The organism is Mesorhizobium sp. M0208 (genome assembly GCF_040322015.1).
In the GTDB taxonomy this organism is placed as follows: Bacteria; Pseudomonadota; Alphaproteobacteria; order Rhizobiales; family Rhizobiaceae; genus Mesorhizobium.
In genome coordinates this window covers 32,982-59,669 of the sequence record NZ_JAMYSP010000038.1, presented here as the reverse complement: position 1 = coordinate 59,669, position 26,688 = coordinate 32,982, and the positions used below count along the sequence as shown (strand labels likewise).

The window sequence follows — 26,688 nt, the reverse complement described above, 5'->3', positions numbered from 1 at the left end:
ATCTTCGTTATGGCGACGGCGGCTGGGCCGGCCTTTATTCGGATTGCGTCGTCAACGATCTGATCCTGCCGATGTGCTCGCCTTCCTATCTTGCCGAACTGCGCGCGATCTCACCGGATCCGCGCGAGCAGCTTCGCCATGCGCGGTTGATCGACAGTGTGAAGGCCTATTTCCGGTGGGATTATTGGCTGCCGTGCAACGGTATCCAGGGCGCCCGCATGACGTATCCCTATCGTTTCGACCGTTCGTCAATGTCGGTTCAACTGGCGAAGGACGGTGCAGGTGTGGTCCTGGAAAGCACATCCATCGCATTCGAGGACCTGGTGTCGGGTTCTCTGGTTCCGGTCTCGATAGAGTTCGAGGTCATCGAGTTTCCGGGATACTGGCTGGTCTGTCCTTCGCGGCATATGAACCGGCGCGCGGTTCGCCTGTTTTCGGACTGGGTGTCACGCGTGGGTAAGCGCGACACCGATCTGGCTCGCCGGTTTCTGGCGGATAAGCAACTGCGCATATCGTTCGAACGACGGCCTATTTCGGGGCACGGGATGACAAAGCGGCGCCAATGGCGTGAACAGTTCGGCGTTCAAGACATGGCAAGACGAAGATTGACAGCACGTTGCCGTTGAGGAGCTGGCAAAACCCAGGCTGTGTGCAAGCGAATGGGTTGGCCCCGCTTTTCATTTTCCGCGTAGCCTGTGCCTGTGGCTGCCCGCGCCACAAGTCGTTGGTGCACAAATGTGGCATTAGGCACAATCAGCTCTTTGATGCCGCCTGCTATGTCGGCCTTGCCGGGCAGCGAACGGACTCCGGGCGTGCGCACGCCGTCATGCGGTTGAGAACGGCGCAGCCGATGGCGACCTCGGTCTGCTGAGCCGAAAAGGAGCGGGCTCGCAGGCGACGTCCGATCAGCCCCTTGTAGCGCCCGACGGCGGTCTCGATCAGAGCGCGCTTGCCATAGCCGGTGGACGCCTGCCAATTCAGCCTTCCATCATTGGCGATCGCCGTGATGTGACCGTCCCTTTGACCGGGTGGTCCGGTGTCATCACTCTCCACGGCCGTTGAACGTGGCGGGATGACTATCCTTGCGGTGACGCTGTGTTGCAGCACCGCGCAGTAGGTGGGACCGCCATCATATGCTCCGTCGGCCGTGAATTGGTCGATCTCTGCGTCGATCCGGTCGAGCAGCGGCTTCACCTGCGAGGGATCGTCGCCGTCCTGGTCGGTCAGACAATGGGCGATGATCTCCCCGCTGTCGGCATTGAGAACCAAATGCAGCTTGCGCCAGGTCCGGCGTGATCTGGCACCGTGCTTGTCTTCCAGCCATTGGCCGGCGCCGTAGACTTTCAAATCCGGTGCTATCGATCAGCACATGCAGCGGACCGTCCTCGGGATGCCGCTGCCGCGTGGCCGATGGTTCCCATATCTGCGCCCGGCGGCTTAGCGTCGTGTGATCGGGAACCGGTAGATCAAGCCCCATCAGATCGAGCAGCGAGGTCGCCAATCCCTCGCTCTGGCGCAGACGAAGCCCGAAGACGCATCCCAGTGTCAAGACCGCCTCGATGGCGAGATCGGAATAGCGGGGCTGGCCGCCGCGGGTCGTTCTTCGCGGCGCATGCCACCTGGCCAAGGCTTCTTCTGTCAACCACAGCGTCAGACTGCCGCGCCGCCGAAGGCCCGCCTCGTATTCCGGCCAGTTTGTCACCTTGAATTTCATCTTCGCGACTCGGTGGCGGCGGCTGGCATTGTGTTTGTAGGGCATCGGGCGAAGATCATGTCGTTGGCGATCTCGCCTGCCTATCGGCAAACCCTTGAAAAATGTTCCACGCACCAACGCCTCGACAAGCACCTTTCTTCATACATTTGCCGAACGACCCGCAGCGCAAAGCCTCCCCATGAGAAAAGAGCTTCCCATGTCTTTCACGCCATTGATTGACCCCGAGATCAAGGCCCGCTACCCGGATTTTCATCTGATCAGCATTGTGGTGCGGAACGCTGAAATCGACGTGCCGGATGCACAGGCGTTGAACGACACGATTGCGGCGGCGGAACAGGCGGCGCTTCGCGATGACGCCCAAAGGGACGCGCATCTTGCGGCGTGGGCCGTTGCCTACGAGGCTTTCGGCACAAAGGCCAATCGAACGCCGTGCTCGGCCGCCGCGCTTCTCAAGCGGGTGCGGAAAGATGGCTCTCTCCCGCGGATATCCCCACTGGTTGATGCCTACAATGCCGTCAGCGTGTTGTATGGCGTTCCGATTGGCGGGGAGGATCTCGATCTCTACCAGGGGGTCCCGAGACTTTTAATTGCGAAGGGAGCGGAGCCATTCGACACGATCCAGCAAGGTGAAATGGTAACCGAGCATCCTGAACCGGGCGAAGTCATCTGGTGCGATGATGCCGGTGTCACGTGCCGCCGCTGGAACTGGCGGCAGGGGCGGCGCACCATGGTCACGGTCGATACCCGCGCCATGTGGCTCGTGCTGGAAGCCCTCGGCCCAATGTCAGCTATACAGATGACGGCCACCGGAGAGCATTTGATGGGACTTATCCAAGCGTTGTGCCCGGGTGCGCGAATCGAAACCGCGCGGATCGACGAGTCCACTACATCTCGTGTTCCTTAGGGCATGGCCCCATCTTTCGGAGAAACACCCCACTCAGCCCTGTCCGGATCTGGCGCTCCTTGCTCGCTCCGCTGGCCTACACAGTTGATTGCGAACGACCCAGAACGGCTCTCGAAAACGAGCGTCGAACGAAATCAGATCACCGTTTATTCTCCCTTAGCGTTGTTTGGCGTACTTTTATCGCGATGCCCTCTTGTGCGCCGTGCCATAACGCAGTTGATGATCATGCCTGACTACGAAGCGTCGGCCGCCGATAGTCTGGATACAGCGCTCGCTGTGCTGGATGAGGTATGTTATCGCCTGAGATCTGACCGCCTCATCCCAGCGGACAAAACGGGGCAGGGAGGGGGCTTTTCAGAGCCCGGACGCCTTGGTGAGATTGACGCGGAAACGATCGCGCCGGCGCTGATACTTTCGCGTCATCTCGGCCGAAGCGTGACCGAGCTGCTTTTGCACATAGCGCTCGTCGACCTCGGCCGAGGACGCGAGGCCGGCGCGCAGCGAATGGCCAGCAAACTTTTGACCGCGTTCGCCCTCCGACAGATCGCCACGCACGCCGGCTGCGAGCGCCGTGCGCTTGACCAGCCGCGCAACTTCCTGGTCGTTAAGCCGATCGGCGCCGACTCTTTTGCCTTGCCCTATTACCCTTCGGAACAAAGGGCCATGGCCGATCCGCGCCAGCTTCAGCCAGGTTTGCAGCGCGACCACCGGGCAGGTGGCGTCGGAGGAGCCGCGGCCGACCTCGACCTCGCGCCAACCGGTTTTGCCGCGCAGGGTCACCAGCACGCCCTTGTCAGGAAAAAACTCAATCCAGCCAGAAGAATCCTCGGTCTGGTCGCGACCAATGTCGAGCCCGACGATTTCCGAGCGCCGCAGCCCACCGGCAAAACCCAGAAGCAGCATGGCGCGGTCGCGCAGCCCGCGCAGCGTGCCGCGGTCGAGGGTCTCGAGCATGGCGATCAGATCCTCTGGCAGGATCGCTTCCTTCTGCCGGGGAGGGGATGCGTGGGTGTTGCGAATGCCGGCCACGACCGTTGCGATGTGGCGGTCCTTGCGGTCCAGCGGCTGACCGCGCTGGGCAAAATTCCAGGAGAGCGACGAAAGCCGGCGCTCGATGGTTGAAACGGTGTTGGGCTTTTTGTCGCCAGTGGCCGTACCTGACGCGCAGGCGGCGATATAGAGCCCGACGACCTGAGGATCGGGCGGAAACATCTCGATGCCTTGGCGCCGGCACCAGCTCGAAAAATGCTTCCAGTCGGCTGCGTAGGCGCGGCGCGTGTTGGCCGAACTCGCCGCCTCGATATAATCGCGCGCCCGGCCGGCGAGCGCCTCAAGATGCGCAGGCAGGCTGGGATTGGCAATGGCTGGAAGGGGAGGGGACGAGGCTAGGTCGGCATCGCCCATCTGCATGACGATATCGATGATGTCGGGCATGTCGTCATCGCCGGAAGCAGCGGATGATCGTTGCGCGTCGCCAGCCATGCTCATGCCGCTTCGATATCCGTTTGGGAGAAGTCTTTGCCGATGAAAAGCAGCGGTTCATCCGCACGCTTTGCCAAAGCATAGGACAGGCAATCGGCAAAATTCAGCGCCGCCGGGTGGTGGCCCTTGCCGTAGGTCAGCCAACCCTGGGTCGCCAGATCAACCAATTCGGAGTCGACAGGAATGATGTCGGCCTCGATTTTGCGCAGCCAAAGATCGATCTCGGCCAATGCGTGTTCGCCGCGCCTGCTGACCAGCACCATGCGTGCCTCGAGCACGCAGGTTGCCGGGACCAGACGGATTGGGTCCAAGACCAGCGCTCGTTCCAGCCTTGCTGCCTCAGGCTCGCTCCGAAGGATCGCTACAACAGCTGAGGTGTCGATCACCATCAGGTAGGGATTCCATGCTCGTCATACCCGATGATCTCCTCGTCGCTGCGACTATCCAGTTCAGGCAATCGTGCCACTCTTTCTCGGATGGCGCGCAATTCTGCCAGCAGACGCTCGTGAGCGGTCTCTCCAAAGCCCAAGCGATGCAAGCGCTCGCTCAGGGCCTGATGAATGGCTGCTGTCTTACTGATACCCTGGCGGCGTGCGAGTTCATCGGCGAGAGCAACGGTGGCCGGATTTTTGATGTTCAGGGACACGAAAGACTCCAAAAGTCTACCTTTCTGGCGTATTCTACCATGGTCCCCTAGCCTTGTAAACAACGAATGATAATGCAACATTATCGTTCGTTATGCGCGCACGACAGCCTGTGCGTTTTGGTGCAAAGTTTGTCGCAAAAAGCGCACGGCTGCTTTACCCTCCAGAATCATGATTCGCCTCGACCCCGCCGCCGCCGTTCCCGTTCTCGAGCCGGTCGTCCCGGCCTGGGCGCTGGCCAACGGCGCTGTCGTCACCGACGCCGGCGCCGCCTTCTGTGCCGGCGCCGCCTTGAGCGCGCTCGAGACGCTCGCGCGCACGCAAGCCGGCTGGGCCGGCGCCTGGCGCCAGCGGCTGGCGCTGAAATGCGCTGCCGCCAGCATGCGGCTGGCCGGGCGCTCGGAGGACGAGGCCGCCTTGCGCGACGCATGGCATCTGCGCGAGGCCGGAGCCGATCCGGGCCCCGCCGGCGCCACCTTTGGCGCCTGGCGGCAGTTGGCCGGGCAGCCGCCCGCCGCCAGCGCCGATCAGCTCGAAAAGATCGTCGACCAGATGGGTCTCCATTGGGACGTTGAGGCGCTGGCCGCGGTTTGTGAACACATCGACGACCTGGCGCGCTCGGGGCGGCCGGCGCCGTTCGCCGCGGCGGCAATCGCCGCCCACGTCGTCGCCATGCAGTCCGACTCCGAGCTTTTTGCCTGGTGGCTCGCCGACCTGGTGCTAGCGCAAAACCTGCGCTGGCCGCGACCGCTGCCGCTGCTGATGGCACACGCTTTTGGCCCGGCGTTTCGGTCCAAGTCTGGCGGCGGCAAGCGGATCCGGCCAGGCGAAAAAGGGTTTGAGCGGGCAGTGTGCCTGGCGCTGGCGCAAGCGGCGGCTGACGCCTGCCGGTTGGCCGCCGAGCTGTCGCGGCGCGCGGAGCGGCTCATCGCCGTCGCACCGAAGCTCAGGGCAAAGGGGGCGGGCGATGTGATCCAAAGACTGCTCGACGACGACGCCCTCTCCGGATCGCTGACGACCAAAAGCCTGTCGCGTTTTGCGGCGCGGCGCCTGTTCGACCGGCTGCAACAGCTCGAGGCCGTGCGCGAGCTTTCCGGCCGCACCACCTTTCGGCTGTTTGGGCTGTAGGGATGAGCGAAGCGTCCACCCGCCGCAAGCCGAACCAACAGCCGGCCTTGCTCGACACGGAGCTCGAACATCTGCCGCCGGAACTGCGCTGGCGCGAGTGGATGGGCCGCGTCGAAGCGGTGATTTTTTCCGCTAGCGAACCGGTGACACGTAGTGTCCTCGCGCAGGTGGTGGGGAAGAACTGCAATCTCGAGCTGATCATCGACGACATCCGCGCCGAGCTCGCCGGCCGCCCCTACGAGCTGGTCGCGGTCGCGGGCGGCTGGCAGCACCGGACCAAGAAGGCCTTCGGAGACATCATTCACGCCGCATTCGGTACGCCTGCGGGGCAGAGTGCGAAGGAATTGTCGCAATCCGAGGCGCTGGTTTTGATGTGCATTGCCTATTTCCAGCCGATCACCCGCGCAGAGCTGTCGACCTTCTTCGGCAAGGAGGTGTCGCGCGATCTGATCGGCGTGCTACGGGGCCAGGAGCTGATCGCCTCGGGGCCGCGAAGCCCGCAGCCAGGGGCGCCCTACACCTATGTCACGACAAAAAACTTCCTGTCGCAGTTCGGGCTCGACACGCTTCGCCAGCTGCCGGATTTCGAGGCGCTCGAGGACGCCGGGCTGCTGTCGAAGGAGAAGCTGCTCGCCGGTAACATCATCCCAGGGTTTGCAGATATCGACGATGATGGCGCCAGCGCCGCGCTCGACGAATAGATGATCCCATCACGGCGGGACAATCCACGCGATCTCGCCGCTCGTCGGATAACAGATTGCGCCACGCACGGCGTCCGGTCTCGCCGCCTGGGGCCCTTCGCGAGACGGAAAGGAGGGGCGGCACGCGTCCGCATGTCGATGAAGGTCACGCAAGATTGCAGTTTTTGGAAAACTGACGGTATTGGAAGCTGGCAAGGCTGGATCACTCGGTGGTTGCGACCATGCGCGACGTCCCAGAAATAGCGGAGTCAAAGGAGAGCTCATCGAAGCTGCGAAGGCTGAAGGGCACGCGCTGCAGGTCCTTGAAATGGGCGTCGCCGACGAGGCATCGGTCAATTCGGCGATCGACTATGTGATCAAGCAGCACAAGCGCCCTCGGTACGTTGAATATGATCTGATAGGGGACGAGATGATGAGCATACTGTACCAGTGTCACCGCAATTGGCGGCCGCAGCGGAACCGAATGGCGCGCCCCGTAGGCAGGGCGCGCTCGACCTGATCGGCGCGTTTGGGCTGCGCGAAATGACGGGCAGGGGACGATATAAGGGCTGAGGGATCGCATAATTGGACTCAATCTCAGCGCATTGATTGTCCAGAGCGCGATTGCGATACTGTCGGGAACCGGCAGCATAATGTGCAAATTATAAGTGGACCATTTGTCGATGAGGCTCGGCATGCTGGTCTGTTAAGGAAATCTGCCTATAAACTGGCCGCGGGCGCTGATTTGCCATGGTCGTGTCGGTGGGGGTACGGGAAGGTAATTGCGATGGCATCGGCACAACAATTGATAGGGCTTGTGAAGAGCCACGCCGAGGGCGACGAGAAGCGCTTCTTCGACCTTGCGATGCAGCTAGCGGTCGCCGAGGAACAGAAAGGGCATGGGCGATTGGCTGAGCAATTGCGGCAATGGGCCGAGGCGGGTCAGCAGCCGGAAAAGCCAACGCGCGTTGTACCCACCCCGATCGTTGCACCGCGCGGCGACCTGGCCGGATTTCTTAGCGCCAGCTATCCGACGACACGGCTCAACGACCTGATTTTGCCGGTCCACATCGCCGATGAGCTGACCCACATCGTTACCGAAACCCGCATGACCGAGAGGCTTGAGGAAAAGGGCCTGCAACCACGCCGTCGGCTGCTCCTCGCCGGTCCACCCGGAACGGGAAAGACCCTGACTGCCGAGGCGCTCGCCGGGGAACTGAAGTTTCCGCTGTTCACGGTCCTCCTTCACGGCCTGATCACGAAGTTTATGGGTGAGACCGCTCAGAAGCTGCGGTTGATTTTCGACGCGATCCGTACCAATCGTGGCGTTTATCTGTTCGACGAAATCGACGCACTGGCCGCATCACGCGGATCTGACAACGACATTGGGGAAGCTCGGCGAATCCTGAACTCGTTCCTGCAATTCCTGGACGAAAACACGGGGCCATCGATCGTCGTGGCAACGACAAACCTGCCGGAAATCCTGGACCGAGCGATCCTGCGCCGCTTCGACCTGGTGCTCCCTTACCAATTGCCAGATGGCGAAGCGATCGGAAAGGCGATGCGCAGGCGGCTGCGCGGGTTCGGCGTCGAAGCTGTAAACTGGAACGATGTAGTGCAACATGCGGACGGACTGTCGACGGCCGATGTGGTGGCTGCAGGGGAGGATGCCGCAAGACGGGCGGTCCTGGGAAATTCGAACGAGATCAGGACGGCTGCCATCGTCGCGTCCCTAGAGCGCCGCCGGTCGCTGCACAGCATAGGGGCGGGAACGCATGCCCAGGGACCGAAGGCACTTCATACTCAACGAAATCTCCGCCGCAAACCCGTTCAGGCCAAAGGGCGGCGGGTCGGCAAAGCATCCAAGTAACGTCGCCAACAGGGCAGCGCACGCCCAGTCGCTTCTCAATGCTCTGGATCATCTGCCCGACGTGAGCGCCGCTTCGCTTCCAGGCGTCTATCTGGAGGTCGAGGGCAGGGCGGGCGAACCGATGGTCACGACAGGCCTCAACGCCAGCGATCTGACGCTTCTCCGCAGCGAGCCGCCGCGGCCCGCAGCAAATCAACCCGGGCGCGCGACCGTCTTCGCAACAGAAGACGGCGTCGCAAAACTACGGCGGAAGGTCGAGGATTTCGCTGCGAAGGACAGGAAATCCGGCCGGCCATACAATGCCGACCTGATTCAAAGCATCGGCGCCATCGTCGAGGCCGGCTTGCGAGCCTTGTGGCGCAGTCCGCCTCAACGATTTCCAGATCAGAATGGAGCTGTGCCGTGGGAGGTCTGGCTCGACAAGACGCAGGCGGAATCGTTCATCGCCGACGCGCCGGAGCTCGGTGTTGCGATCGGCGGCGATCGGCTCGAATTTCCAGAAGACCTGGTGGTCATAGCCACAGCCACACGTGACGCGCTCGCGTTGGCGGTGCGGCGTCTTGCCGGCGTACGCGCTCTGGCCGCGCCCACCGTCACGGCCGACTATTTTGATGCGATGGACCCTGACGAGCAGGCCGAGTGGGTCGACAGTCTGCTGGGCCGGACGACCTATGAGGCAATCGATGACCCGAATTATGTGACCCTGCTCGATCGAGGTGTCAGCCGCTCACATCCGCTGATCGAGCCAGCCCTTGCCGCAGCGGATAGGCACGCCGCAAATCCCGCTTGGGGGATCGAGGATATAATCGGCCATGGCACACAGCTGGGCGGGCTATCCCTGTTCGGCGATCTGACGCCGGCGCTTCAGTCCATGCTGCCAATCCAGCTTCGCCATCGCCTGGAATCGGCAAAGATCATCCCCGATGCAGGTCACAATCCTCATCACCTTCTCGGGGCAATGACGCGGGCCGGCGTTAACGCTGCTGAGACGGCAGGCGTTCGACGCCGGACATTTGCTCTTGCCAGCACGACCGAGGACGACTCCCCGCATGACGGTGCCCCGACATCGTGGTCGAGCGAACTGGACCAGCTTACGGCTGGCGTGTCGGGAAACGTCGCGACGCCTCGTCTGCTTCTCGTGTCGGCGGGAAACAGCGACCAGAACAGATTTGGTAACAACGACTATCTCGCTGCCTCCGATCATCCCGACAATGAGGTCGAGTCGCCGGCGCAGGCATGGAATCCGATCTGCATCGGCGCCTACACGGAAAAGGACGTCCTCCCGGGTGGTGAGCCCGGTACTCCCCTTGCGGTGGTGGGTGACCTTGCGCCATCTTCGAGAACCGCAAGCTGGTCCTCGCACTGGCCGATAAAGCCGGACGTGGTGATGGAAGGCGGCAACTGGGTCGTCAACGGTCCGCCGCCCCCGATGAAGCATTCCGCTCTTTCATTGCTCACAACCGATCATCGATACCCGCTGCGGGCCTTCACGACTGTGGGCGAGACGAGCGCCGCGACTGCACTTGCTGCCAGGGCAATTACCGAATTGTGGTCGGACTATCCAGAGCTCTGGCCGGAGGCGATCCGTGCCCTCTTCGTTTCCTCGGCAAGATGGAATGCCCAGATGCGGTCGCATCTGCCTGTAAATCCCGGGAAAGGCCACTACGGTCCGCTCTTCAAACGCTATGGCTACGGCGTGCCGGACATGGAGCGCGCCCGGCGCAGCGCCTCCAACGCCCTGACGTTGATCGTCCAAGACTGGATCACGCCCTATCGTGAGAGCGATTCAGGCGGCGCGGATCACGTGCACAACGAGATGCGGTTGTTCGAGCTGCCGTGGCCGGTCGAGGCCTTGCGCGCGTTGATCGCTCATCCCGTTACCTTGAGAGTCGCCCTCAGCACCTTCATCGCGCCGAACCCATCCGAGCCGGCCCGAGGCTCCAAGTTTCGCTACGCATCTCACAATCTGCGTTTCAAGCTGAACCGGCCCAATGAGGACAGGGCCGCGTTCATTGCTCGTATCAGCAAGGTCGAAGAGGAACCCGAGGGGCCGGCCATCGACGAAAATGATGGCTGGACGTTCGGTCGCAATCGCCGCGACGTCGGCTCCCTGCAGATCGACGAGCTGACCTGTCCGGCTTCCGATCTCGCCCGTCGCAACTTGCTAGCCGTTCACCCAGTGGCGGGATGGTGGAAGACGCGAGCTATCCCGGATCCCAATGAGAGGTCGGTTCGATTCGCTTTGATCGTCGAAATCGATGCGAGCGAGAGCAACGCCGAACTTTATGCCGAGGTACAGGCTGCGATAGAAGCTTCCAACGTCGCCCAGGCCGCTGTGTAGTCGGACGCCTGTTCCGCGATGGACGCCGGTGTCTCCAAAAGGTGAAGATTGCCCGCGGACGTCGGATTGTCACCATTGCCGCCAGCGCGGTGATGGCCAACCGTCCCTCAGAGCTTTGGCAAACGGGTGGCTTGCATTGTGTAATGAGGTGCATTACACCATGCCAATGGATAGAGCGATCAGACAGTGGGCCGACCAGCTAGCCCCCCACATCTACCCCGGCCTTCCGAAGTCGGGACCGCTTTCAGTGGAGCATCGCGTTCGTTCAGGCCTCCAACCGGACGAGCCGGCCACGTCTGCGCTCATCCTGGACGCTTCTGCTCGCCGTGCCCAGATCGACTGGATTGGCACCGATATCGTCTCGTCACTCCGGGGCAATCTAACGTCCTGGCTTGATCGGGACGCCCCAGCACCGTCGCAGCGACAGTTCTGGAAGCTCTTCGACATCATTCGACAAACGGACGACCTCAGGTCGGCCGGACCGTCGTTCTGTTTCACACAATTCGTCCAGTCGTCCATCGATAGCGCCAAGCCCGAGGACTCGTTCCCGAGCGCCGCGGAAATCCTGACACGCATCGCTGCGATCGACATCGACAGGCTGTTTGTAATCGATGGACAACACCAGTCGCGCACATCCATCGGGCTGGTGGAAGAAGCGCTTTCCCAACGTGCCATTCGCGAGATCTTTCAAACGCTGCTCACGAGAATCGATGAGTTCCCTGAGTATCCGAGCACTTCCCTGCTCACCGACATACGCTGTTCCCTGACACAGGAAATTGCGAGCCGGATCCGGATCAAATGGAAGTACAGACCGGCCGGTGTGCTCCTCTTGGCATCGCCTCAAACTCGCGAATGGGTGCTGACCTTTCAGCTGCGTACCGGCACACCTCCTCCAGCCTCCATCGATCGACGCCCGGGCGCCGATCGGGTGGCCGCGGCTTTTGTCACGGCCCCCCGGAGGTTGGAACATGGAACGCTTCGCAGACGAAGTTACGGAAGAAATCTATTGGACGCGGTTCGCACCGCATCTCGATCAGCATCTTTCAGTGAAGGCGCACAAGATTCTGCGGCCGCTCGTGGCCGCACGCGGCTTGCAGGACGTTGGAATCTTCGGACCTATCCTGCGCTTCAAGAATGCGCCCGGGCGGCTGGGTGTCGAGGTCGAAGGCAAATGGCATCTTACTTTTGTTTGGGTCGAGGGGGAGGGGCCATTCGAAATCAAATTCGAGAGGCACTGACCGAATGGAGGGTCGGTGCATGACGATCCAACAGAGTCGCTACGTGCCAGCGCCTCCGGTAGCACCGGGCGAGGTTCTTCGTGACCAACTTCTTGGTCCGCTTGGCATTACCCAAGACAAACTGGCGTCGGCACTCCAGGTCTCGCGGTTTTCAGTGAACCAGATCATCAACGGACGCAGGGCGATAACGGCTGAGATGGCGTTGCGTCTGGCCCAGGTAACCAGCACCACCGCGCAGTTCTGGCTGAATCTGCAACGTGATGTGGATGTCTATCAAGCGCATTCGAAGCTCCGAAAGGTGCTTCCGACCCTGAATGTTTTGCGCAAACCGCAGTCCGAAAGTGAACTCATTGTCGACTTTCAAGGCGAGTAGCCACCCCTCGGGGGATCCGCCTGCGGATCTGATTTGTACAGGCCGTTTCGGTGTCTTGACTATGAGAGGTGACCGCGCGCGGGAATCTTCTGTGACCGCTGGCCCGGCGTGCTGTCGGAAGAAGAGCGGCTACAGTGGTTCCGGCGCGCTTGATGCAACTCGCCGCCGAAACTCCGGTAGCGTTGCCTTGGCCAGGGCATAGATGGCCTCCATACCGATAAGTGGGTTCATTCCCGGGTTGGCCCGGTCTGCTAGGGCCTCGCGCACCAGCATGTTTGCGGGCGTTTTCCAGATTTCGACGGGATCGAGGATAGCGTTATGCAACAGACCAACATGACGACGTCACAAAGACCTTCGGGTTTGATAGGCCCGATCCCCCTGACTGCGCCCAGCCGTGAATCGGCGTGCAATTTGTGACCCCTAGATGGGAGGATAGACGTCCAGTTTTGACGCCCCTCATGAAGTCGATCTGCGACCAAGCCTCTCACTGCTCAACACATGCTTCGTCATCACGGCGATGAAGAGGAGCACGTCGACCAAAGCTAGCCGGGAAGACGCTTTGAGGCAGGCGACGGTCAGTCGTGACACTTTACTAGAATAGGAGAGTTAATTGTCGCCGATGACGATGAACGTTGTGCCGCCGCCGCCCATCGAACGCCCCAGCGTAGTCAGCTGAATGCCGGCGTTCGCCAGCATGATGAAAATTCTACCGTGGAGATGCGTATCAACTTAGTTCCAGCTTCGCTAAGAATTCGTCCCACTCACGCTTAGACATTGAGGTGTCAAGTTGCTCGACGTGTTCGCCCGCAAGCATACGGCGCAGTGCCTTAAGGGCCTCCCCAGAAAATGTCGCCGCTTCCAGTCGATGCTCGCGAAACGCTTCGTAGGTCAATGGGACCCATTTTTTCAGGATGTCCAAAATTACCTCCGCATACACCCTGATCTCATACTGTGCGTGGGGATCGGCGCGAAGCCGAAGAAAATTCATGAGGTTATGCAGGTCTGTCTTCCAGTACCACTGGGTATAGAAGTTGAGCGACAGGTTCATGCGAGCAAGCTCTCGTGCTAGCCCTCGTTGGTCATCGCGAAGCTGCTGGCCGCCTTCGTCATGGTTTAGCAGATCGAGATAGTGATCGTAGTTGCGTTGCGCATCGTCTGTGAGAATTCGCAGTACTCGCTCCGCCTCAGCAGCTCCCACGACCTCTCCGCGACCTTGGCGATTTTGCACCGATTGTGCTGACAGATGTTCCGCGGCGGGAATGTAGAATTCGCGATCGAGAGTTGAATAGCGGGCCGAATATTCGTTAACGTTCGCCATCCGATGCCGGATCCACTGGCGTGCGACGAAGATCGGCAACTTTACGTGGAACTTGATTTCCGCCATTTCGAACGGCGTGGTGTGCCAGTGGCGGAGCAGATAGTGGATTAAACCCCGATCTTCAGAGATTTTTTTTGTGCCCCGGCCATAGGATACACGGGCTGCTTGCACGACGGCACCGTCGTCGCCCATATAGTCGATGACACGTACAAACCCGTGGTCGAGAACCGGAACGGCTTGATAGAGAACTTCCTCAAGCCCCTCGGATACAACGCGGCGTGTCACCCTCGAGGCAGCGCGCGCCTCCTTAATCTCGAGGGACTGTTCTTCCGTCAAATTGGTCATCGTGTCTCCAAGTTTGGGCTAGTCTGCGCTCGAGTCTTACACTTCGGGTCATAAGAAAAATCGAGACGCTCGCCGCTTTCATTGGCTCCAGAACGAGGCGGGATCGAAGCGGTCGTTGATGCGATAGAAATAGATTTTCCCAGAAGCCTTCACCTCATTCACGACATAAGTGGTTGGAGTCCGGCAGACGACCTGAATCTGGTCATCGGCGAGCGCCGCAATCGCGAATGCGACAGCATGGGTCTTGGGACCGATCGCAAAACAAGTGGTGCTGGCTGAACGGTTTTGAAGGACGCTGAGGGCGACAGCGGCAATTTCGTGGAGCTCAAATTGCTCCTGCCTGACGCCAGGAAAAGCCGCCAGTTGCTGAAGCGCCGGCCGCTCCCGGTCGATCACCGACGAAGGCAATCTGCGATGCCCTTCGGTAATGTGATAAAGGACCAAGCCGTTGGGCTCAAAACGGTCGACGATGGGACTCGCCTGCGTGAGCTCGGCACCAACGGAAATATAGAGATTTCTCCGATCCGGTACGTAGTCTTCTGACTCCAGATAGGGAATTTGCGACGTTGTCCATTCGCCTTCTGATATCAGCCCCAGCGGTTTGCCAGCGACATCGATCTGTGCGGCCCGCATTTCGTACTTCTCAGCCTCCGCATAGACAAGGTCGATAGAGGTGAACAGTTCGCGACGGAACCCCAATCCGAGCAAAAAAAGCAAATAGCGTTTTGGAATGCACGTCATGTCCATCAACACCCGGAGAGCGTGGCCCTTCTTGCGCGCGACCCCGAAAATCTCCTGCTCTAGCTTCTCAGCGTTATCTGTAAATTGCGCAGACCGTTCCAGATCTAGAATCCGGCAGTCGGCAATCGCGCCCTCAATCGCCGCGCGATTGCCGCTCTTGCGGCTCTCCATTTCGGTATCAGACGAAGCGAAATGGATAATTAAACTCTCGTCGCTGCGCCCCGAGAGAAGCGGGCTACAGGCGTGGCAGCGGCTCTCCCAGCTGACAGCCGCGATAACGAGATCGTATTGCTCGCGAAGGATGCTGTGATCTTGGAGGATCGTCTGCGATATGCTGAGCGTCCCGATCGCTATCTCGTCAATCATCGAAACTCGGAACCTCGTGAGCCAGGGGGAGCGTCAGCTGTGAGCTCGAATTCGGTCGCCTCGCGAACTGCTTTGCCCAATCATCCGCGTCGACCTCAGGTGAGCCGATGCAGATCTGGTAGAGGATGTCCTCGGTCAGTTTCACAGGTTCGTAGGCACCCCGGTATGAGAACATAAAGCGAGGCGCGAAGCGTCGATGCAGCCGGAAACCAGAGATCTTCGGAGCCTCATCGTCCTCTCCCGACTTCGCCCCCCGCTTTGATGTCGTAGCGCGTAAATACCCTGACAATTCGGCGCGATGGATGATCTGGTTAATAAGCTCAATCTGGGTGGCGTTTGCCGGGTAGCTACGAGCTGGGCCAATGAAGAAAAGGCCGCGCTCGGTCGTTGCCAGCGACGAAGGATCTTCGAAATTCGCTTGGAGATGGTGCGTTAGGCGCCCGAGAACCGTGATGAATCGCATCACTGCTTCGGCATTGGAGTCGGTAAGAATTCCGATGCCGTCATAGAAGGCCTCGCTAGAGGCGTAAATGCCATCGGTCTGAGTCTTGGCTGCAATCTTCGTCCTCGAGCGAGCAAACTTCTCCAGGACTTCTTCGGCCGAAAGCGAGCCCCGGTCCTTCGAAAAGCGGTCGAAAATCTCGGCCATGATTTCCAAGAAGTCGCGGATCGAGCCGTCGGCCAGCGACGTGACCACACTCACCCCAGACATCGGCAATCTGCGGAAGCCGAGCCGGTTTGCAATATGGAGCATTGCACCGACGCTCTTACGCCGCATCCAGGCCTGCTGGCTTTTGGCTTTCATCGCCGTTGCGTTCTTTGCGATCCTACTGAAATCCTCAGGACGCGAGATCGGCGAGAAATTCTCCTTTTGACCAGTCCAGTGCAAAAGCACATAGGTCTGATAGTAGGGGAGAGCTCCGGCTGGAGTACGATCAAGCCCATATTGACCGAGATCCAGGCCATGAAGGAACTCGGCAGCTTCGCGAAGCTGCCGAGCAAGCGGGCTAGTCGAGCGCGATATCATCGTGTCGATGATGTCGTTCACCACAACCGTCCCGAGCCGGCCTTTGAGCGAGAAATAGCGCTCGACCTCAGGGCCGGTCACCTCTGGACGTCGATCTTGCTCCAGAGAGAAATATACCCGCAGGCTGGCGACTGCCTCGCAGAGTGCCTGGAATTCTGGCCGGTCTCTGTCGTCGAGCGATACGACACGGCGATCGGCGTCGGTCAAAGGCTGTTCATCGATGAAGGTCTCGCCTGCCTCGACGGCCTCGCCGACAGAGCAAATGACCCAAGAGATCGGAAACCTGCTTTTGCGCACAAGCGTATTGACCGATTTTCTCTGGAGCGGGCTCATCACCTCGCAATCGTCCAGACAAAACTTGAAGCCAAGCCTCTGGCCGCTTGCAAGCTTGCTGTGGGCCATTGATTGCGAGAGACGCTCGATCACGAAGGAAAGGAATTCATTCGGCTCACAGGCCGGAAGCTTGTCGACCAAACTCTTTACATAACCGCGGCCACAGGCTTCGTTCATTCGCCTGACCATACTGCGAAGCGCTCGCGAAAGATCGACAAACGTCTTTGGGGGCTGTTCTGTGAAGGACGAGATTTCTGGAAACTCCGCCGTCGTGTCTGCGACAATTGAAAGCTCGCTGCCAGCCGACAGCGTCAAGACGTCCTCGACGCGTAAGGTATGGGCTGCACAAAGTGCCTTCTCGACGGCAATTAATTCGAGTGCGAGGGAATAGAAGCGGAAGAACTCGTAATCAGGACGCGGCGAGTCCGGAAAGATCTCGGACCAGCGCATATAGCCCATCGAGCCCGAAACATGATCCGGCAGGCGTATGTAGACGCCAATGTGGTTGAAGTCCGAAATGGTCTTCTGGATTCGCAGTGAAGGATTGGAGAACAGATCCTCCCAGCAAATGCTCCGAAGAAGCGTAGTCTTGCCGCTTCCCCGGCTTCCATAAACGAACACCGATTTGTCGGCAGCCAAATGTGCCGCGGTCGGCGTAAACCATATTAGTGGAGAGCCGGAGCTCTCGTGCTCCCACCGCGTCGGTCGGAAAGGGTTCACGACGGCTGCCACCTACTTCTCCGCTCTTAAAATCCAATGCGTCGGCGAAAGATCGTAGTTGTCGATCGTAATACTACTTTCAGCCTGCAACTCCTCGACAATGATCGTCAGTCGGCGTTCATCCAATCCGTTCGCCTCGTTCAGAAAGTGTTTTGTCAGCTCTGGCCAATATATCTGCCCCACTTCCAGCACCTTTCCATAGATAATACCGGTGTTGCGATCGGAGCTGCGTCTACGCCCAAGGGCGATCGATATGGCGGTTTCCCGTTTCAAGATCCCTGATTTGTCGACCCTGTAGGGAGTGATGTGACAGGCAAGCGGAGCCGTGTTCTCGCCGAAAAGAATATCGACCAAATTAAAGCCCTTCGGAATGTCAGGGGCACTGATCGAGACAACGGGGAAGCCGCCGGGAAGTTGCAAAACCTCGACAGGGTCCTCATGGATATGGCCGTGCAAATATATCGCCGGCCGCCCGAGTTCTCCGAGAGCGCCACGCAGCGCCCCGCCGTTGACGAGTTCGGTATAGGGCGCAAGACGCGGCCGCCTTTGCGGAAGCAAATTGTGGTGTGCGACGAGCACCGGAATCGCGCCCCCGGATAGGGCTTCCATTTTCGTTACAACACTCTCGATCGTTTCCTCGGAGATCGCAGGAGTGTCCAACTGGCGATCGTAGTAAGCCCGCATGGCGGCGTCCGAATCCGGCCCGCTCATGGCTGTTTTGATTGCCTCGGCAATCTGGAAGCGAAACTCGGGCGGAATGTAGCTTTCTTCGCCGCAGCCCCAGCAACTGTTGAGAAGAAAAAGCTCTATGCGAGCATTCTCTTTTTCGAGCGATCGATGCATAGCCTTGTTGATCGGCAAGGCGGGCAGCCCCGCCGCGATTAGGGCCTCCACCAGTGGAGTGAATTTGGTGCTAATGCCTGGTTTAAGGGCAAGAGTGCGGTTGATGTCGTGGTTTCCGGGAACAATCCCGACCGGGATATCGCGAAAAAGGCCCTTTGACCCGATCTGCAGCGCACTGGCGATGTAGTTTGCGCAGGCCGCGTAGCCGTCAAGCTTGCCATAGTCGGTCAGGTCGCCCATGAAAAGGACGGCATCGATACCTTGTTCCTTGATGATCTCAAAAATGCGCCGGAACACGGTCTTTATCGGGCTGCGCGATATGATGTTCTTCAGGTTCAGCGGAAACGTTGTGTCCTTGTCGTCCACGAAGGCCTTATTGCCAGCGTTGGAAACTAGGTGGATGTCGCCGATCTGCAGAAGCCTAATTTTTGGTAGCACTGCATGTCCCCCGAAGACTGCAGTATCGTTCTTGTCGGTGCGTTGCAACCGCAAGGCGGAACTCTGTGAACGGATCAACGAGAACTCATGGAAACTTGCAGCCTGTCACGTTCTGGAAAGACTACCGAGAGGTTCGGTGGACACCGCTCCCGGACCAAAAAACCCGCTTTTCACAAGATCCCGTTGCCGTCCATCGGCCCAGCTCATTTCTGACGGGTTGGACCTCGAGCTCCTAGGCTATCGCCCGACTTCCGCCCGGCCTACGAACTCTACATAGCGCGAGCCCGCGACTGCGGCTTTGTGCACGTTTTTGTCACGACCCTCGCATAGGCAGCCAGTACGATGCGGAATCGGCGTGCCGATCAACAGCGGCTGGCCCTTGAGGCCAAGCATTACTCGTTCGGCCGAGAACGGGTAACCGGGAGCGTTTAGCTTGAGAACCTCTGCTGCGGTCATTAGACCCGCGGCGAAGGAGAGGAAGGGCAGAGCCGCGTCGGTGCGCTTTTCCTCGACCGTCGTCTGGGACGCGATGGACCCGTCTGTGGCGCACGTAGTTGGAGCGTACTTCTCGTCGGGCGGGAACACGCAGAGCGAACACGCTTTCGCTCCGGGTACATGCCGCATCAAGGTCGCCTGCCAATTCCGACCCGTGGTGGCGTAGAACTGGATCGGCGGGAACCCCATCTCGATATGGTAGCGCACGTTGAACTCGTTGGCGGCCGAGATCAGAATGTCCGTCGAACCGGCCTCACGGAGACTCCAGAGCGCGGACTCATGCAAGGCGACCGCGTCGACCGCTACGTCCTCGACACCGGCTCGGCGCAGAAAGGCGGCGACGGCGTCGACTTTGGCCATGTCTACCTTAGAATGGGCATCTGTGAAGATGGGTGAGCGGGTGATGTTATGGATTCCGACCCCGTCGTGATCGATGAGGCTTGCGCGGAAGTCCCTCGTCGCAAGCGCCAGAAAGTAGTTGGCGGCGGACCCCACCGAGCCGAGCCCTGCAGTCATGACGTGGCCTAGCGAGATCTCGACTGGGGAGAATTCCACCGGCTTGGGGACATCGGTCCAATCCCAAGCGTTGCAGGCGAAGGCCTCGGTCATGGCGCCGAAGCGGGTGCGGAACAGATGCGCGGCACCCAATACCACGGCCAGCGCCGCGCCTATTCCGACATCCGATTCGATCGGGGATAGCGGCGACGGCCCCCGACCAATGTAGGCGTTCCACCCAGAGCCGTGGATGACAGTGTTGTGGCCGTCGGGTCCGAGATGGAAGCGAAAATCGCCTGCGGTCATTTGGCGTGTGCCGTAGCTGCCGAACGGGTCGGCGGCTCTCATTCCATCAAGGGCATGCTCGACAAGCGAACGGCCGGCCCATGGAAGGCGCGGGTGGATAGGTATGTCCGGGAAGCCTACCTGCACCGAGGGTGACAGCCGTCCCAACAGGTTGCAGGCGACGATTGCTGCCACTTGCCCATCGTAACTGGCAAGGTAATCGGGCGACGCGGTGATCGTGACGACCTGAGTTTGGTCGAGTGGCGACGCGCCATAGCGAAGCATTCGATCGTTCAATCGGTCGTAAAACTGTTGCTGGTCCATGGCCCGCCTGCCGGAATGATAATGATGTCGTCGTCCGAAAGCTCGATCCAGCCGTGCGGCTTCTGCCACAGATAAGCGGCGGCGCCAGCCAGTGAGGGTAGAAACCGTCCATAATCAGGCAGCACGAGTGAGCCATATCCCGGGTAACGGATCTTGGCCCCCTCGACGTCGCCATCGCTATGATAGGCTTGGCCCGGATGGGTGTGGACCTGGGCTACCACCTGCAACTCGAACCGCGCCGCCGCCTGCATGCAGGACACCATGGCGCGAGGCGGAACATGAAAACTGCCCGCCGTCGTCCGCGCCTGGGGCGCGAAGACCGCTACGGCAAGAGTGACGGCACCGTCGGTCCGGCCGAGCAGATAGGCGATCCCCTCATGCCGCTGCTGTTGAGACCGGACCAGCGCGGCCATCAAGTCTTGGAGCGCATCCGTGGTCACCAGCAACCTGGCCGGCTGTGGCGAAATTGCAATGCTCTTTGGCTTTCGGCCGAGAACACGCTTGAGCCAACCGGGGATCATGCTGCCAGCCTGCCTTCGTAGCTCTTCATCAGTTCGCAGGCGATACGCAGGGCCATGGCACCCAAGGTGCGGCACGCCCTCGTGTATGCGTTGTTCTGCCAGGCGCCGATCTGCCAATCCGAATGCGGTCCGCGGGAATCGACAGTTTTATAGGCGAGGCGATTCCATGGCGCGCAGATCACGCCGTTACCGTGCAGGAAATTGCCGCCCCGCGGCGTATCCGGCCGATTGTCGATCCTGCCGGTCGCCGGGTTGAACCAGTGCCAGGCAGGAGGTGTGGCAGGATAGCCGTCACACCTCACGCGCAGGTGGTAGGTCAAGCCGTCCTTAGCAGGGAGCCCGAGGACGAAGGTCAAGTCATCGATCTGCTCGATCGACCAGCCCATAAGGCTGGCATTCTCCTTAAGTGCGTCGAGTTCAACCTTCACCAGCAGGGCAGCGGGGGTGCTCATGATGATCAGACCCCGGAACCAGTGGCGACCAGCGTCAACTTGTACTTGCCCTTCTTGAGCCCGAAGCTCACCAGCGGACGGTTGACAGGCTCGAGGTGGAGGTCCCCGTAGTAGAGCTCGAAGGCGTCGCCTTCGGCGAGGTCGCGGTCGTTCACCACTTCCTTGATCACTTTCTCCACTTTTTCGTTCTTGTCGAACGTGCCGCGGAATACGCCGTTCGGCGTCGCGATCTCGAGCACGACATCGTCGTCGTTATGACCTTTCCCCGAATTCTCGCCGAGGCTTTTGTTGTCCTGAGACATTCGCCAACTCCATGTTGTCGCCCCGAATCTGCGCAGGGGAGGGCGGAGCAAACCCCTTGGCCCCAGCGTCATTGCATGTTAGTCCCACTTCCGGGAACACTGATTCCGATATGGCATAGCGTGAGGTCAAGTGCAATAGTCGTCCCACATTTGGGAACCATTTTGTGTTGGAGCCGCGGTTTGCCATGAAGCTGATAGGGATATCGAGATTGCGCGAACTTGCGCGTCGTGCCCGTGGCAACCTTGATGGAGCCGTACCGGCGCTCGTTGCCGAACTTGAGGCCGGGTCATGGCGTTCGATGGCTGAAATCGCGGAATTCTATCCGTCAGCCCTGATCAAAGGCATCAAGGTCCGAATCCCACTCAACGGTGACTATCGGGTCGATCTCGTCGCTGACTGCGAGGCGCAGATAGTTCTCATCGAATATGCGGGCGCGACTACTGGGGCACGCGCCACGACCAAGGCAGGGAGCAAGGTGATATGACAGTTCGACCTATACGCACTGAAGAAGACTACCAATCGGCACTCAAGCGTGCCACTGCGCTGTTCGGGCACAAAAGTCCGAAGGACCGCGACGAGCTCGAAGTGCTGCAGGCCGTCATCGAACGCTGGGAGCGATCCCGGCATCCCATTGAGGCACCGACGCCTGTCCAAGCGATCAAGTTTCGCATGGCGCAGGAGGGATTGTCACAACGCAATCTGATCCCATACCTTGGAAGTAAATCGCGCGTATCCGAGATACTCAACGGTCAGCGACAGCCCACGGTCGATCAGATCAGGGCACTACATCAGCATCTAGGCATTCCCGTCACTTCGCTGATCGGTTCGTCCAAGCACGAGCCTGCGGCCGGCCCGTCGAGCACCTCCATAGCGGCCGAAGGAAAGCTCCGTAGGCTTGGCGTGATGAAAACGAAGGAGAATCTCGCCGGCTTCTTATCGCGTTCGAAGGCCGCCACTCCGGCAATCGCCATGTTGCGCAAGACCAGGACCGAGCGCACCAACGCCAAGACGGACATGGCGGCACTCGAAGCATGGTGTGCGGCCGCATTGGCGCGTGCAGAAAAGATAGCGATCAAAAAGACCAGGATCACCGATCCGGAGAAGGCCGCGCGACAATTGGCACAGTTGAGCTTATTGCCCGACTGGAAGGATCAACTCGTTGCCGTGCTATATCGTATGGGAATAATATTGGTCATATTGGAGCGTCTACCGGGAACATTCCTCGACGGGGCAGCCATGTGCCGCAGTGATGGGGTTCCGGTGATTGCGCTAACCCTGCGCCATGATCGATTGGACAATTTCTGGTTTACCCTACTGCATGAGTTTGCACACGTGGTTTGCCACTTAAGTCCCAATCGACAGGTTATTCTGGACGATCTGGACGTGGCGAGTTCGGAAGTCATCGAAGCGGAGGCAGACTCGTTTGCTCTGAACGCTCTTATCCCTCCCGCTATATGGAAGGGGATCAACAAGGAGAGCAGAACAGAGCAGATATTGGGGGCGGCGCAGAAAGCTGGCGTGCATCCCGCGATTGCCGCCGGCCGATGGCGGTTCCAGCATTCGGACTATCGCCGTTTCTCCAAGCTGATCGGCCGGGGCGAGGTGAAGACTGCTTTCATTCCTATCTAGCTCGGCGGTTGCGAGGAGAATCTCTCTTTCAATCCCGGTAACCGACGCGCGGCTATCTGATTACTGACGATCCCTAGCCGCACTTCAACGTGTACCGGCAATAGCCTATCTGTACGACATGACGCTTGAAGAATTCACCTCACAGCTCAATGCCACCACTTTCTGGAAGGAGTTCACCTTCTCCGAAACGAGATTCTTCCCTCGTCCGAAACAGCAGGTCGAACTGGCGGACGGAATGGTGAAGATCGGATCATTGGCTATGGTGTTCCAGCTCAAGGAACGGGCTGAGGAGACGTCGGACCCTGAGGCTGAGCGACAGTGGTTCCGGAGGAAGGTCCTCCGGAAAGCGACGGATCAGATCAAGGACACGGTGCGATACCTGGCCGAGCACGAGGAGATCCGACTCACGAATGCACAGGGCCACGAGATAGCGGTGAAGGGGGTCGACCTCCTAGACGTCAAGAAGATCATCGTCTTCCTTCCTGGCCGGCTGCTGCCTGCGGACTGCTGGGAGACCAAGTTCCACGTCTCGGCCACGGTTGGTTTCATTCATATCGTGGCCGCGCACGACTATCTGGGAATATTGGACAAACTGCGCGTCCCCGACGACGTGCGGCTGTACTTCGAATATCGAGAGTCGGTCCTGCCGCAACTGCGCGAGGCCGGCGTGATCGTGGAGGAGCCAGACATCATGGTCGCGTTCCTGTCGGAGATGAACTTGCCGGAGCCTGGATCGATCGAGAAGTTGCGCGCCTTCGTGCAGGATCTTGTCGGGTTTGATCTTTCATACATCATGCGGGACCTCCAAAGTCACATCGTCGACCCTGAAAGGAGGACGGACTACTACCGGATCATGGAGGAGTTCGCTCGCGTCCCGCGGTCCATCTGGCGCGAGTTCAAAAGGCGGCTTGTCGTCTCTCTCGAGGCTAGCAAGGCTGGCATACCTCGTCGACCTTTCAGATTCGCATTCCCGCAGACCGACTGCACTTTCATGGTCGCAAGTATGGACCCCGACTGGCCGGTGACCGGCGAGGACGGTAGTAGGATGAGAACGAACGCCGTGGAGCTGTTCACGCGAGCGGCGAAGCACGATCTGAAAACTCGGATCGGCGTTGGTCTGCTGATCTCCAAGGACGGCAATAACTTCCTGCTCGACTGGTGCCTCATAGACGAACCCTGGTCGGTCAACATCAAGCTGGACGATTTGCTCTCGACGCCACTGTTTGGTCCTGCTCGTAAGAGGGTGGTGGACAGCTTCCTTTTCCATGGCGACAAGGCCGCGCCTGGTACTTAAAATCTCCGGTCGGCGTTGGATTCGTAATCCGGCGCTCTCCAGCCGACTTCTGCGTCGGGGTGCTGATCTCCTTGGCAGCATTGCAGCACAGCCCGGCCCGGAATGGTTTACTCGCCCAGGCAAAGCTCCCGCCCTACGGCCGAATGACCGCTTCTGGCGCGAAGCTCAAGGCGGTGAGAAACCAGACTCTTATGCGCCGATGTTCATGCTTCGTGCCTCAAAAGTCGCATAAATGGCAGTGTGGAACTCAACGGCGGCTCATTGGTTTTGCGGGTTCAGCTCGTGGAAAAGGTCCGTCGGCCTTCCGTGAATGCGGGTTTCCGCATCGCCTACCTCGATTTGGTCGATGACCGCCGGACAGGCGAGGCGGAGCCGTATCTCGCCCGAGAGTACATTCGCGCGCATGATTTCGACGAACGCGCCTATCTTTTCATCCGCAGTGAGAAACCTGCGTTTGACGGATGCAGTGGTGCTACGCTTGTGGAGCCCGGGGCGTCTCTATCCGGCAATCCTTTATCGTGAGCCGATGCTATTGTGCAAGTTTCGCAGCACTGCGGGTGGCGATATCGCCCAAGACAGCATGAAGAAGCGTTCCAACTTCCTGTTCGGCGACCCCGGGTGCAATTCCTGATTCGGACAGTTGAACGAGAATTGCCTTGGCGGTGTTGCGCCAGAAGGCGTTCGCGTCCTTCCCGTTCTTGGATTCCAGGACCCGGGCGATCCCTTCGACCAACTTCCGCCGCCGATGCAGCGGAAACGCGCTTATGTTTGAATCACACATCGATCACCTCACCCCTTCAGTCGCGCGAATAAGCATTGGCGGGTGAGAAAATTTGGTTAACAGCGCTTTTGGACAATGGTCAGCAATGGAATAAAGCGTCTACCCAACAAGCCAAGAGGTGTGCCACGTATTGATGATCGGCGCGTGCTGAACGGCATCTTCTGGGTGCTGCGCTCCGGTGCTCCATGGCGCGACCTGCCTCAGCGCTATGGCCCGCGCACCACCTGTTGCAACCGCTTCGTCCGATGGCGAAAAGCAGGTGTGTGGCTGCGCAGTAACGAGTCTACGGCCTAAGGTTTGCGGAGCCTCACGCCGGCGCGGCTGCCGTTCTCCGGGATGAACTCGACGCCGGCGGCCTAGAGGGCGATGCGCAAGGCAGCAACGGTTCGCTCTTGTGTGGAGCCCTGTCGGGCCGCGACATCTACTTAATGTCTATTTTAGACAGTCGCCGCGACCATAACTTTTGACAACAGGTCAGGGTCGCGGGATGCCGAGCCGCTTGAAATACCGGGTTACGTCCGGATGCTCGCGATCGTCCCGCCTCAACCGCGCAAGCGCGTCATCATCGCCGGCGAGCGCCATAGCCAAACCGGGAGCGCTTATTCTCCACGGAGCACCGGGCATTGTCTGGTTGTGAAGACGGTGCTTGATCACCAGCCGCCTGAGTGTGTCTTCGCTTACGTTGTAGTCGTACCTGAACAGATCAATGGCCCTCTGGACCGTGATCGCCTCTGCCCGTGGGATCTAGAGCGGCCGAAGCCGTTCGCCTGTTGCCGGCGCTGTTTTGACACGGCGCGCATTGGTCATTCGGCCCATCGCGCTTTTCTGCGGCCCGCCGTTTCGCCCGACATCAGGGAACGATATCGCCCCCCATGTATTAGAAACCCATGGACACTATGGAACCCCACGGCCACGGGATGGCGGCCGATCTTTTGACATCGGAAGTTGCCAATGCCAGGCAGCGCATCCACCGGACCGAGCTCGCGCTTCAACGCACTGAAGAAATGCTGGCGGAAAATCTCGCGCTGTGCAGCAGGATACGAACTGCGGTCGAGGCCGCAGACCGCTTGGTGAAGATCGATCCCCCCAGCTTTGAAGGACGTCGCGCGGGTTGAACTGGGCCGGCGTTTCATTCGCCTTGCGGCACCCTGCCGCAAGCGCCTGCCCTATTGGCATCACAGCGTGAGCAAACATTGGACAGAAGCATTCCAACGTTCACGATGTGCAACGCCGACGCTAGATAGACACGAATTTCAGTTCAAAGAGCGAGGTTAATGCTGCGGCAAACGAAGGGGGCACGGGGGGTCTTCGCGCGAGCCAGTTATCCGATCTCCCGCTCAGAAATTTCTACCAAATATTCCGACCTCCTGATGGAATCCATTCGTTGCGGGCGAGTTGCGGCTGATTGGGACGGACTTCCCGAACATGACAACCAGCAACAAAGCAGACCATCAGTCTGTCTCCGAAGCGTTTCGGAAACTGATCCGTTCCGAAGGCTATCGTCATCACGTACAAACGTTCTCAAATCTGGAGGTCGAACCAGAACTGCCGCCAACCCTACAGTCATTACTTGCGGCTATTGATCGGGCCAAACAGGGCCCGAC

Annotated in this window: 27 protein-coding genes and 2 pseudogenes; 14 read left to right on the top strand and 15 right to left on the bottom strand. The window is 59.6% G+C overall.

The features are described from left to right. A partial coding sequence (locus tag NKJ17_RS27730) for a LysR substrate-binding domain-containing protein (protein WP_352690997.1) occupies window positions 1-626 on the top strand: 626 nt, incomplete at its 5' end. Window positions 627-774: 148 nt separating this feature from the next. On the opposite strand, the pseudogene NKJ17_RS27725 reads toward NKJ17_RS27730, so the two are convergent. Further along, window positions 775-1,759 (bottom strand): annotated as a pseudogene (locus NKJ17_RS27725) (IS5 family transposase). 151 nt (window positions 1,760-1,910) lie between these two features. On the opposite strand from NKJ17_RS27725, the gene NKJ17_RS27720 reads away from it, so the two are divergent. Beyond that, window positions 1,911-2,618 (top strand): B3/B4 domain-containing protein, encoded by a 708-nt coding sequence (locus tag NKJ17_RS27720; RefSeq protein WP_352690996.1) that lies wholly within the window; start codon window positions 1,911-1,913, stop codon window positions 2,616-2,618. Window positions 2,619-2,972: 354 nt separating this feature from the next. On the opposite strand, the gene NKJ17_RS27715 is transcribed toward NKJ17_RS27720, so the two are convergent. The 3 genes from NKJ17_RS27715 to NKJ17_RS27705 are packed head-to-tail and all read right to left on the bottom strand — an operon-like array spanning window position 2,973 to window position 4,746. Continuing rightward, window positions 2,973-4,106, bottom strand: a complete 1,134-nt coding sequence (locus NKJ17_RS27715) for a site-specific integrase (RefSeq protein ID WP_352690995.1) — start codon at window positions 4,104-4,106, stop codon at window positions 2,973-2,975. Further along, complete coding sequence (locus tag NKJ17_RS27710; protein WP_352690994.1) at window positions 4,103-4,489, bottom strand: type II toxin-antitoxin system VapC family toxin; 387 nt, start codon at window positions 4,487-4,489, stop codon at window positions 4,103-4,105. Before NKJ17_RS27710 ends, NKJ17_RS27715 begins: the two co-directional genes overlap by 4 nt. Next, window positions 4,489-4,746 carry a type II toxin-antitoxin system VapB family antitoxin gene (locus tag NKJ17_RS27705; RefSeq protein WP_352690992.1) on the bottom strand — a complete coding sequence of 86 codons (258 nt, stop codon included), beginning with the start codon at window positions 4,744-4,746 and terminating at the stop codon, window positions 4,489-4,491. The genes NKJ17_RS27710 and NKJ17_RS27705 overlap by 1 nt, the downstream gene beginning before the upstream one ends. Window positions 4,747-4,915: 169 nt before the next feature. On the opposite strand from NKJ17_RS27705, the gene NKJ17_RS27700 reads away from it, so the two are divergent. Together NKJ17_RS27700 and scpB are read left to right on the top strand one after the other, a co-directional pair. Further along, a complete protein-coding gene (locus NKJ17_RS27700) occupies window positions 4,916-5,872 on the top strand; it encodes a DUF1403 family protein (RefSeq protein ID WP_352690991.1) in 957 nt (318 codons plus the stop codon). A gap of 2 nt (window positions 5,873-5,874) precedes the next feature. Next, window positions 5,875-6,573 (top strand): SMC-Scp complex subunit ScpB, encoded by a 699-nt coding sequence (scpB, locus tag NKJ17_RS27695; RefSeq protein WP_352690990.1) that lies wholly within the window; start codon window positions 5,875-5,877, stop codon window positions 6,571-6,573. Window positions 6,574-6,775: 202 nt separating this feature from the next. On the opposite strand, the gene NKJ17_RS34140 is transcribed toward scpB, so the two are convergent. Beyond that, window positions 6,776-7,249, bottom strand: a complete 474-nt coding sequence (locus tag NKJ17_RS34140) for a hypothetical protein (protein WP_502903739.1) — start codon at window positions 7,247-7,249, stop codon at window positions 6,776-6,778. A gap of 90 nt (window positions 7,250-7,339) precedes the next feature. Here NKJ17_RS34140 and NKJ17_RS27685 point away from each other — a divergent pair, with 90 nt between their 5' ends. Together NKJ17_RS27685 and NKJ17_RS27680 are read left to right on the top strand one after the other, a co-directional pair. Next, entirely contained in the window at window positions 7,340-8,422 is a 1,083-nt protein-coding gene (locus tag NKJ17_RS27685; protein WP_352467882.1) for an AAA family ATPase, read from the top strand. Between the two features lie 61 nt (window positions 8,423-8,483). Further along, a complete protein-coding gene (locus NKJ17_RS27680; RefSeq protein WP_352690989.1) occupies window positions 8,484-10,763 on the top strand; it encodes a S8 family peptidase in 2,280 nt (759 codons plus the stop codon). A 379-nt stretch (window positions 10,764-11,142) separates the two neighbouring features. On the opposite strand, the gene NKJ17_RS27675 is transcribed toward NKJ17_RS27680, so the two are convergent. Beyond that, entirely contained in the window at window positions 11,143-11,454 is a 312-nt protein-coding gene (locus NKJ17_RS27675; protein WP_352690988.1) for a hypothetical protein, read from the bottom strand. A gap of 277 nt (window positions 11,455-11,731) precedes the next feature. Here NKJ17_RS27675 and NKJ17_RS27670 point away from each other — a divergent pair, with 277 nt between their 5' ends. Together NKJ17_RS27670 and NKJ17_RS27665 are read left to right on the top strand one after the other, a co-directional pair. After that, entirely contained in the window at window positions 11,732-12,001 is a 270-nt protein-coding gene (locus NKJ17_RS27670) for a hypothetical protein (RefSeq protein ID WP_192250264.1), read from the top strand. A 19-nt stretch (window positions 12,002-12,020) separates the two neighbouring features. Continuing rightward, entirely contained in the window at window positions 12,021-12,374 is a 354-nt protein-coding gene (locus tag NKJ17_RS27665; RefSeq protein WP_192250267.1) for a HigA family addiction module antitoxin, read from the top strand. A gap of 724 nt (window positions 12,375-13,098) precedes the next feature. Here the strand turns inward: NKJ17_RS27665 and thyX are convergent. The 8 genes from thyX to NKJ17_RS27625 form a co-directional block, all read right to left on the bottom strand. Continuing rightward, on the bottom strand, window positions 13,099-14,037 hold the full coding sequence (gene thyX, locus NKJ17_RS27660) for an FAD-dependent thymidylate synthase (protein WP_192250270.1): 939 nt from the start codon (window positions 14,035-14,037) through the stop codon (window positions 13,099-13,101). A 78-nt stretch (window positions 14,038-14,115) separates the two neighbouring features. Continuing rightward, window positions 14,116-15,144 (bottom strand): hypothetical protein, encoded by a 1,029-nt coding sequence (locus NKJ17_RS27655; protein WP_352467880.1) that lies wholly within the window; start codon window positions 15,142-15,144, stop codon window positions 14,116-14,118. Beyond that, entirely contained in the window at window positions 15,137-17,236 is a 2,100-nt protein-coding gene (locus NKJ17_RS27650; RefSeq protein WP_352467879.1) for an ORC-CDC6 family AAA ATPase, read from the bottom strand. The genes NKJ17_RS27655 and NKJ17_RS27650 overlap by 8 nt, the downstream gene beginning before the upstream one ends. After that, on the bottom strand, window positions 17,237-18,583 hold the full coding sequence (locus NKJ17_RS27645) for a metallophosphoesterase family protein (RefSeq protein WP_192250280.1): 1,347 nt from the start codon (window positions 18,581-18,583) through the stop codon (window positions 17,237-17,239). Window positions 18,584-18,742: 159 nt separating this feature from the next. Continuing rightward, window positions 18,743-20,104, bottom strand: coding sequence for a ThiF family adenylyltransferase (locus NKJ17_RS27640; protein WP_352690987.1), 1,362 nt, complete (start codon window positions 20,102-20,104; stop codon window positions 18,743-18,745). Beyond that, window positions 20,074-20,517 carry a Mov34/MPN/PAD-1 family protein gene (locus tag NKJ17_RS27635; protein WP_352690985.1) on the bottom strand — a complete coding sequence of 148 codons (444 nt, stop codon included), beginning with the start codon at window positions 20,515-20,517 and terminating at the stop codon, window positions 20,074-20,076. Before NKJ17_RS27635 ends, NKJ17_RS27640 begins: the two co-directional genes overlap by 31 nt. A gap of 104 nt (window positions 20,518-20,621) precedes the next feature. Further along, entirely contained in the window at window positions 20,622-21,077 is a 456-nt protein-coding gene (locus NKJ17_RS27630; protein WP_192250289.1) for a hypothetical protein, read from the bottom strand. A gap of 5 nt (window positions 21,078-21,082) precedes the next feature. Continuing rightward, the gene (locus NKJ17_RS27625) at window positions 21,083-21,379 is read right to left on the bottom strand and encodes a hypothetical protein (protein WP_352467876.1); all 297 of its coding nucleotides are present in this window, start codon (window positions 21,377-21,379) and stop codon (window positions 21,083-21,085) included. A 209-nt stretch (window positions 21,380-21,588) separates the two neighbouring features. Between NKJ17_RS27625 and NKJ17_RS27620 the strand changes: the two genes are divergently transcribed. The 4 genes from NKJ17_RS27620 to NKJ17_RS27605 all read left to right on the top strand — a co-directional run bounded on the left by NKJ17_RS27620 (window position 21,589) and on the right by NKJ17_RS27605 (window position 24,825). Further along, entirely contained in the window at window positions 21,589-21,864 is a 276-nt protein-coding gene (locus tag NKJ17_RS27620; RefSeq protein WP_352467875.1) for a type II toxin-antitoxin system HigB family toxin, read from the top strand. Further along, window positions 21,861-23,009 (top strand): ImmA/IrrE family metallo-endopeptidase, encoded by a 1,149-nt coding sequence (locus tag NKJ17_RS27615; protein WP_352690983.1) that lies wholly within the window; start codon window positions 21,861-21,863, stop codon window positions 23,007-23,009. Before NKJ17_RS27620 ends, NKJ17_RS27615 begins: the two co-directional genes overlap by 4 nt. 118 nt (window positions 23,010-23,127) lie before the next feature. After that, a complete protein-coding gene (locus NKJ17_RS27610) occupies window positions 23,128-24,303 on the top strand; it encodes a hypothetical protein (RefSeq protein ID WP_352690981.1) in 1,176 nt (391 codons plus the stop codon). Window positions 24,304-24,543: 240 nt separating this feature from the next. Further along, window positions 24,544-24,825: a hypothetical protein gene (locus NKJ17_RS27605; RefSeq protein ID WP_352467871.1), complete on the top strand. Its 282-nt coding sequence runs from the start codon at window positions 24,544-24,546 to the stop codon at window positions 24,823-24,825. A gap of 7 nt (window positions 24,826-24,832) precedes the next feature. Here the strand turns inward: NKJ17_RS27605 and NKJ17_RS27600 are convergent, their stop codons facing one another. Continuing rightward, window positions 24,833-25,084 (bottom strand): DUF6074 family protein, encoded by a 252-nt coding sequence (locus NKJ17_RS27600; RefSeq protein ID WP_352457909.1) that lies wholly within the window; start codon window positions 25,082-25,084, stop codon window positions 24,833-24,835. A 75-nt stretch (window positions 25,085-25,159) separates the two neighbouring features. On the opposite strand from NKJ17_RS27600, the pseudogene NKJ17_RS27595 reads away from it, so the two are divergent. Both NKJ17_RS27595 and NKJ17_RS27590 read left to right on the top strand, forming a co-directional pair. Then, window positions 25,160-25,357 (top strand): annotated as a pseudogene (locus tag NKJ17_RS27595) (transposase); the annotation flags it as partial. Window positions 25,358-26,001: 644 nt separating this feature from the next. After that, window positions 26,002-26,199 (top strand): hypothetical protein, encoded by a 198-nt coding sequence (locus tag NKJ17_RS27590; protein ID WP_023722969.1) that lies wholly within the window; start codon window positions 26,002-26,004, stop codon window positions 26,197-26,199. The last annotated feature ends 489 nt before the right edge of the window (window positions 26,200-26,688 follow it).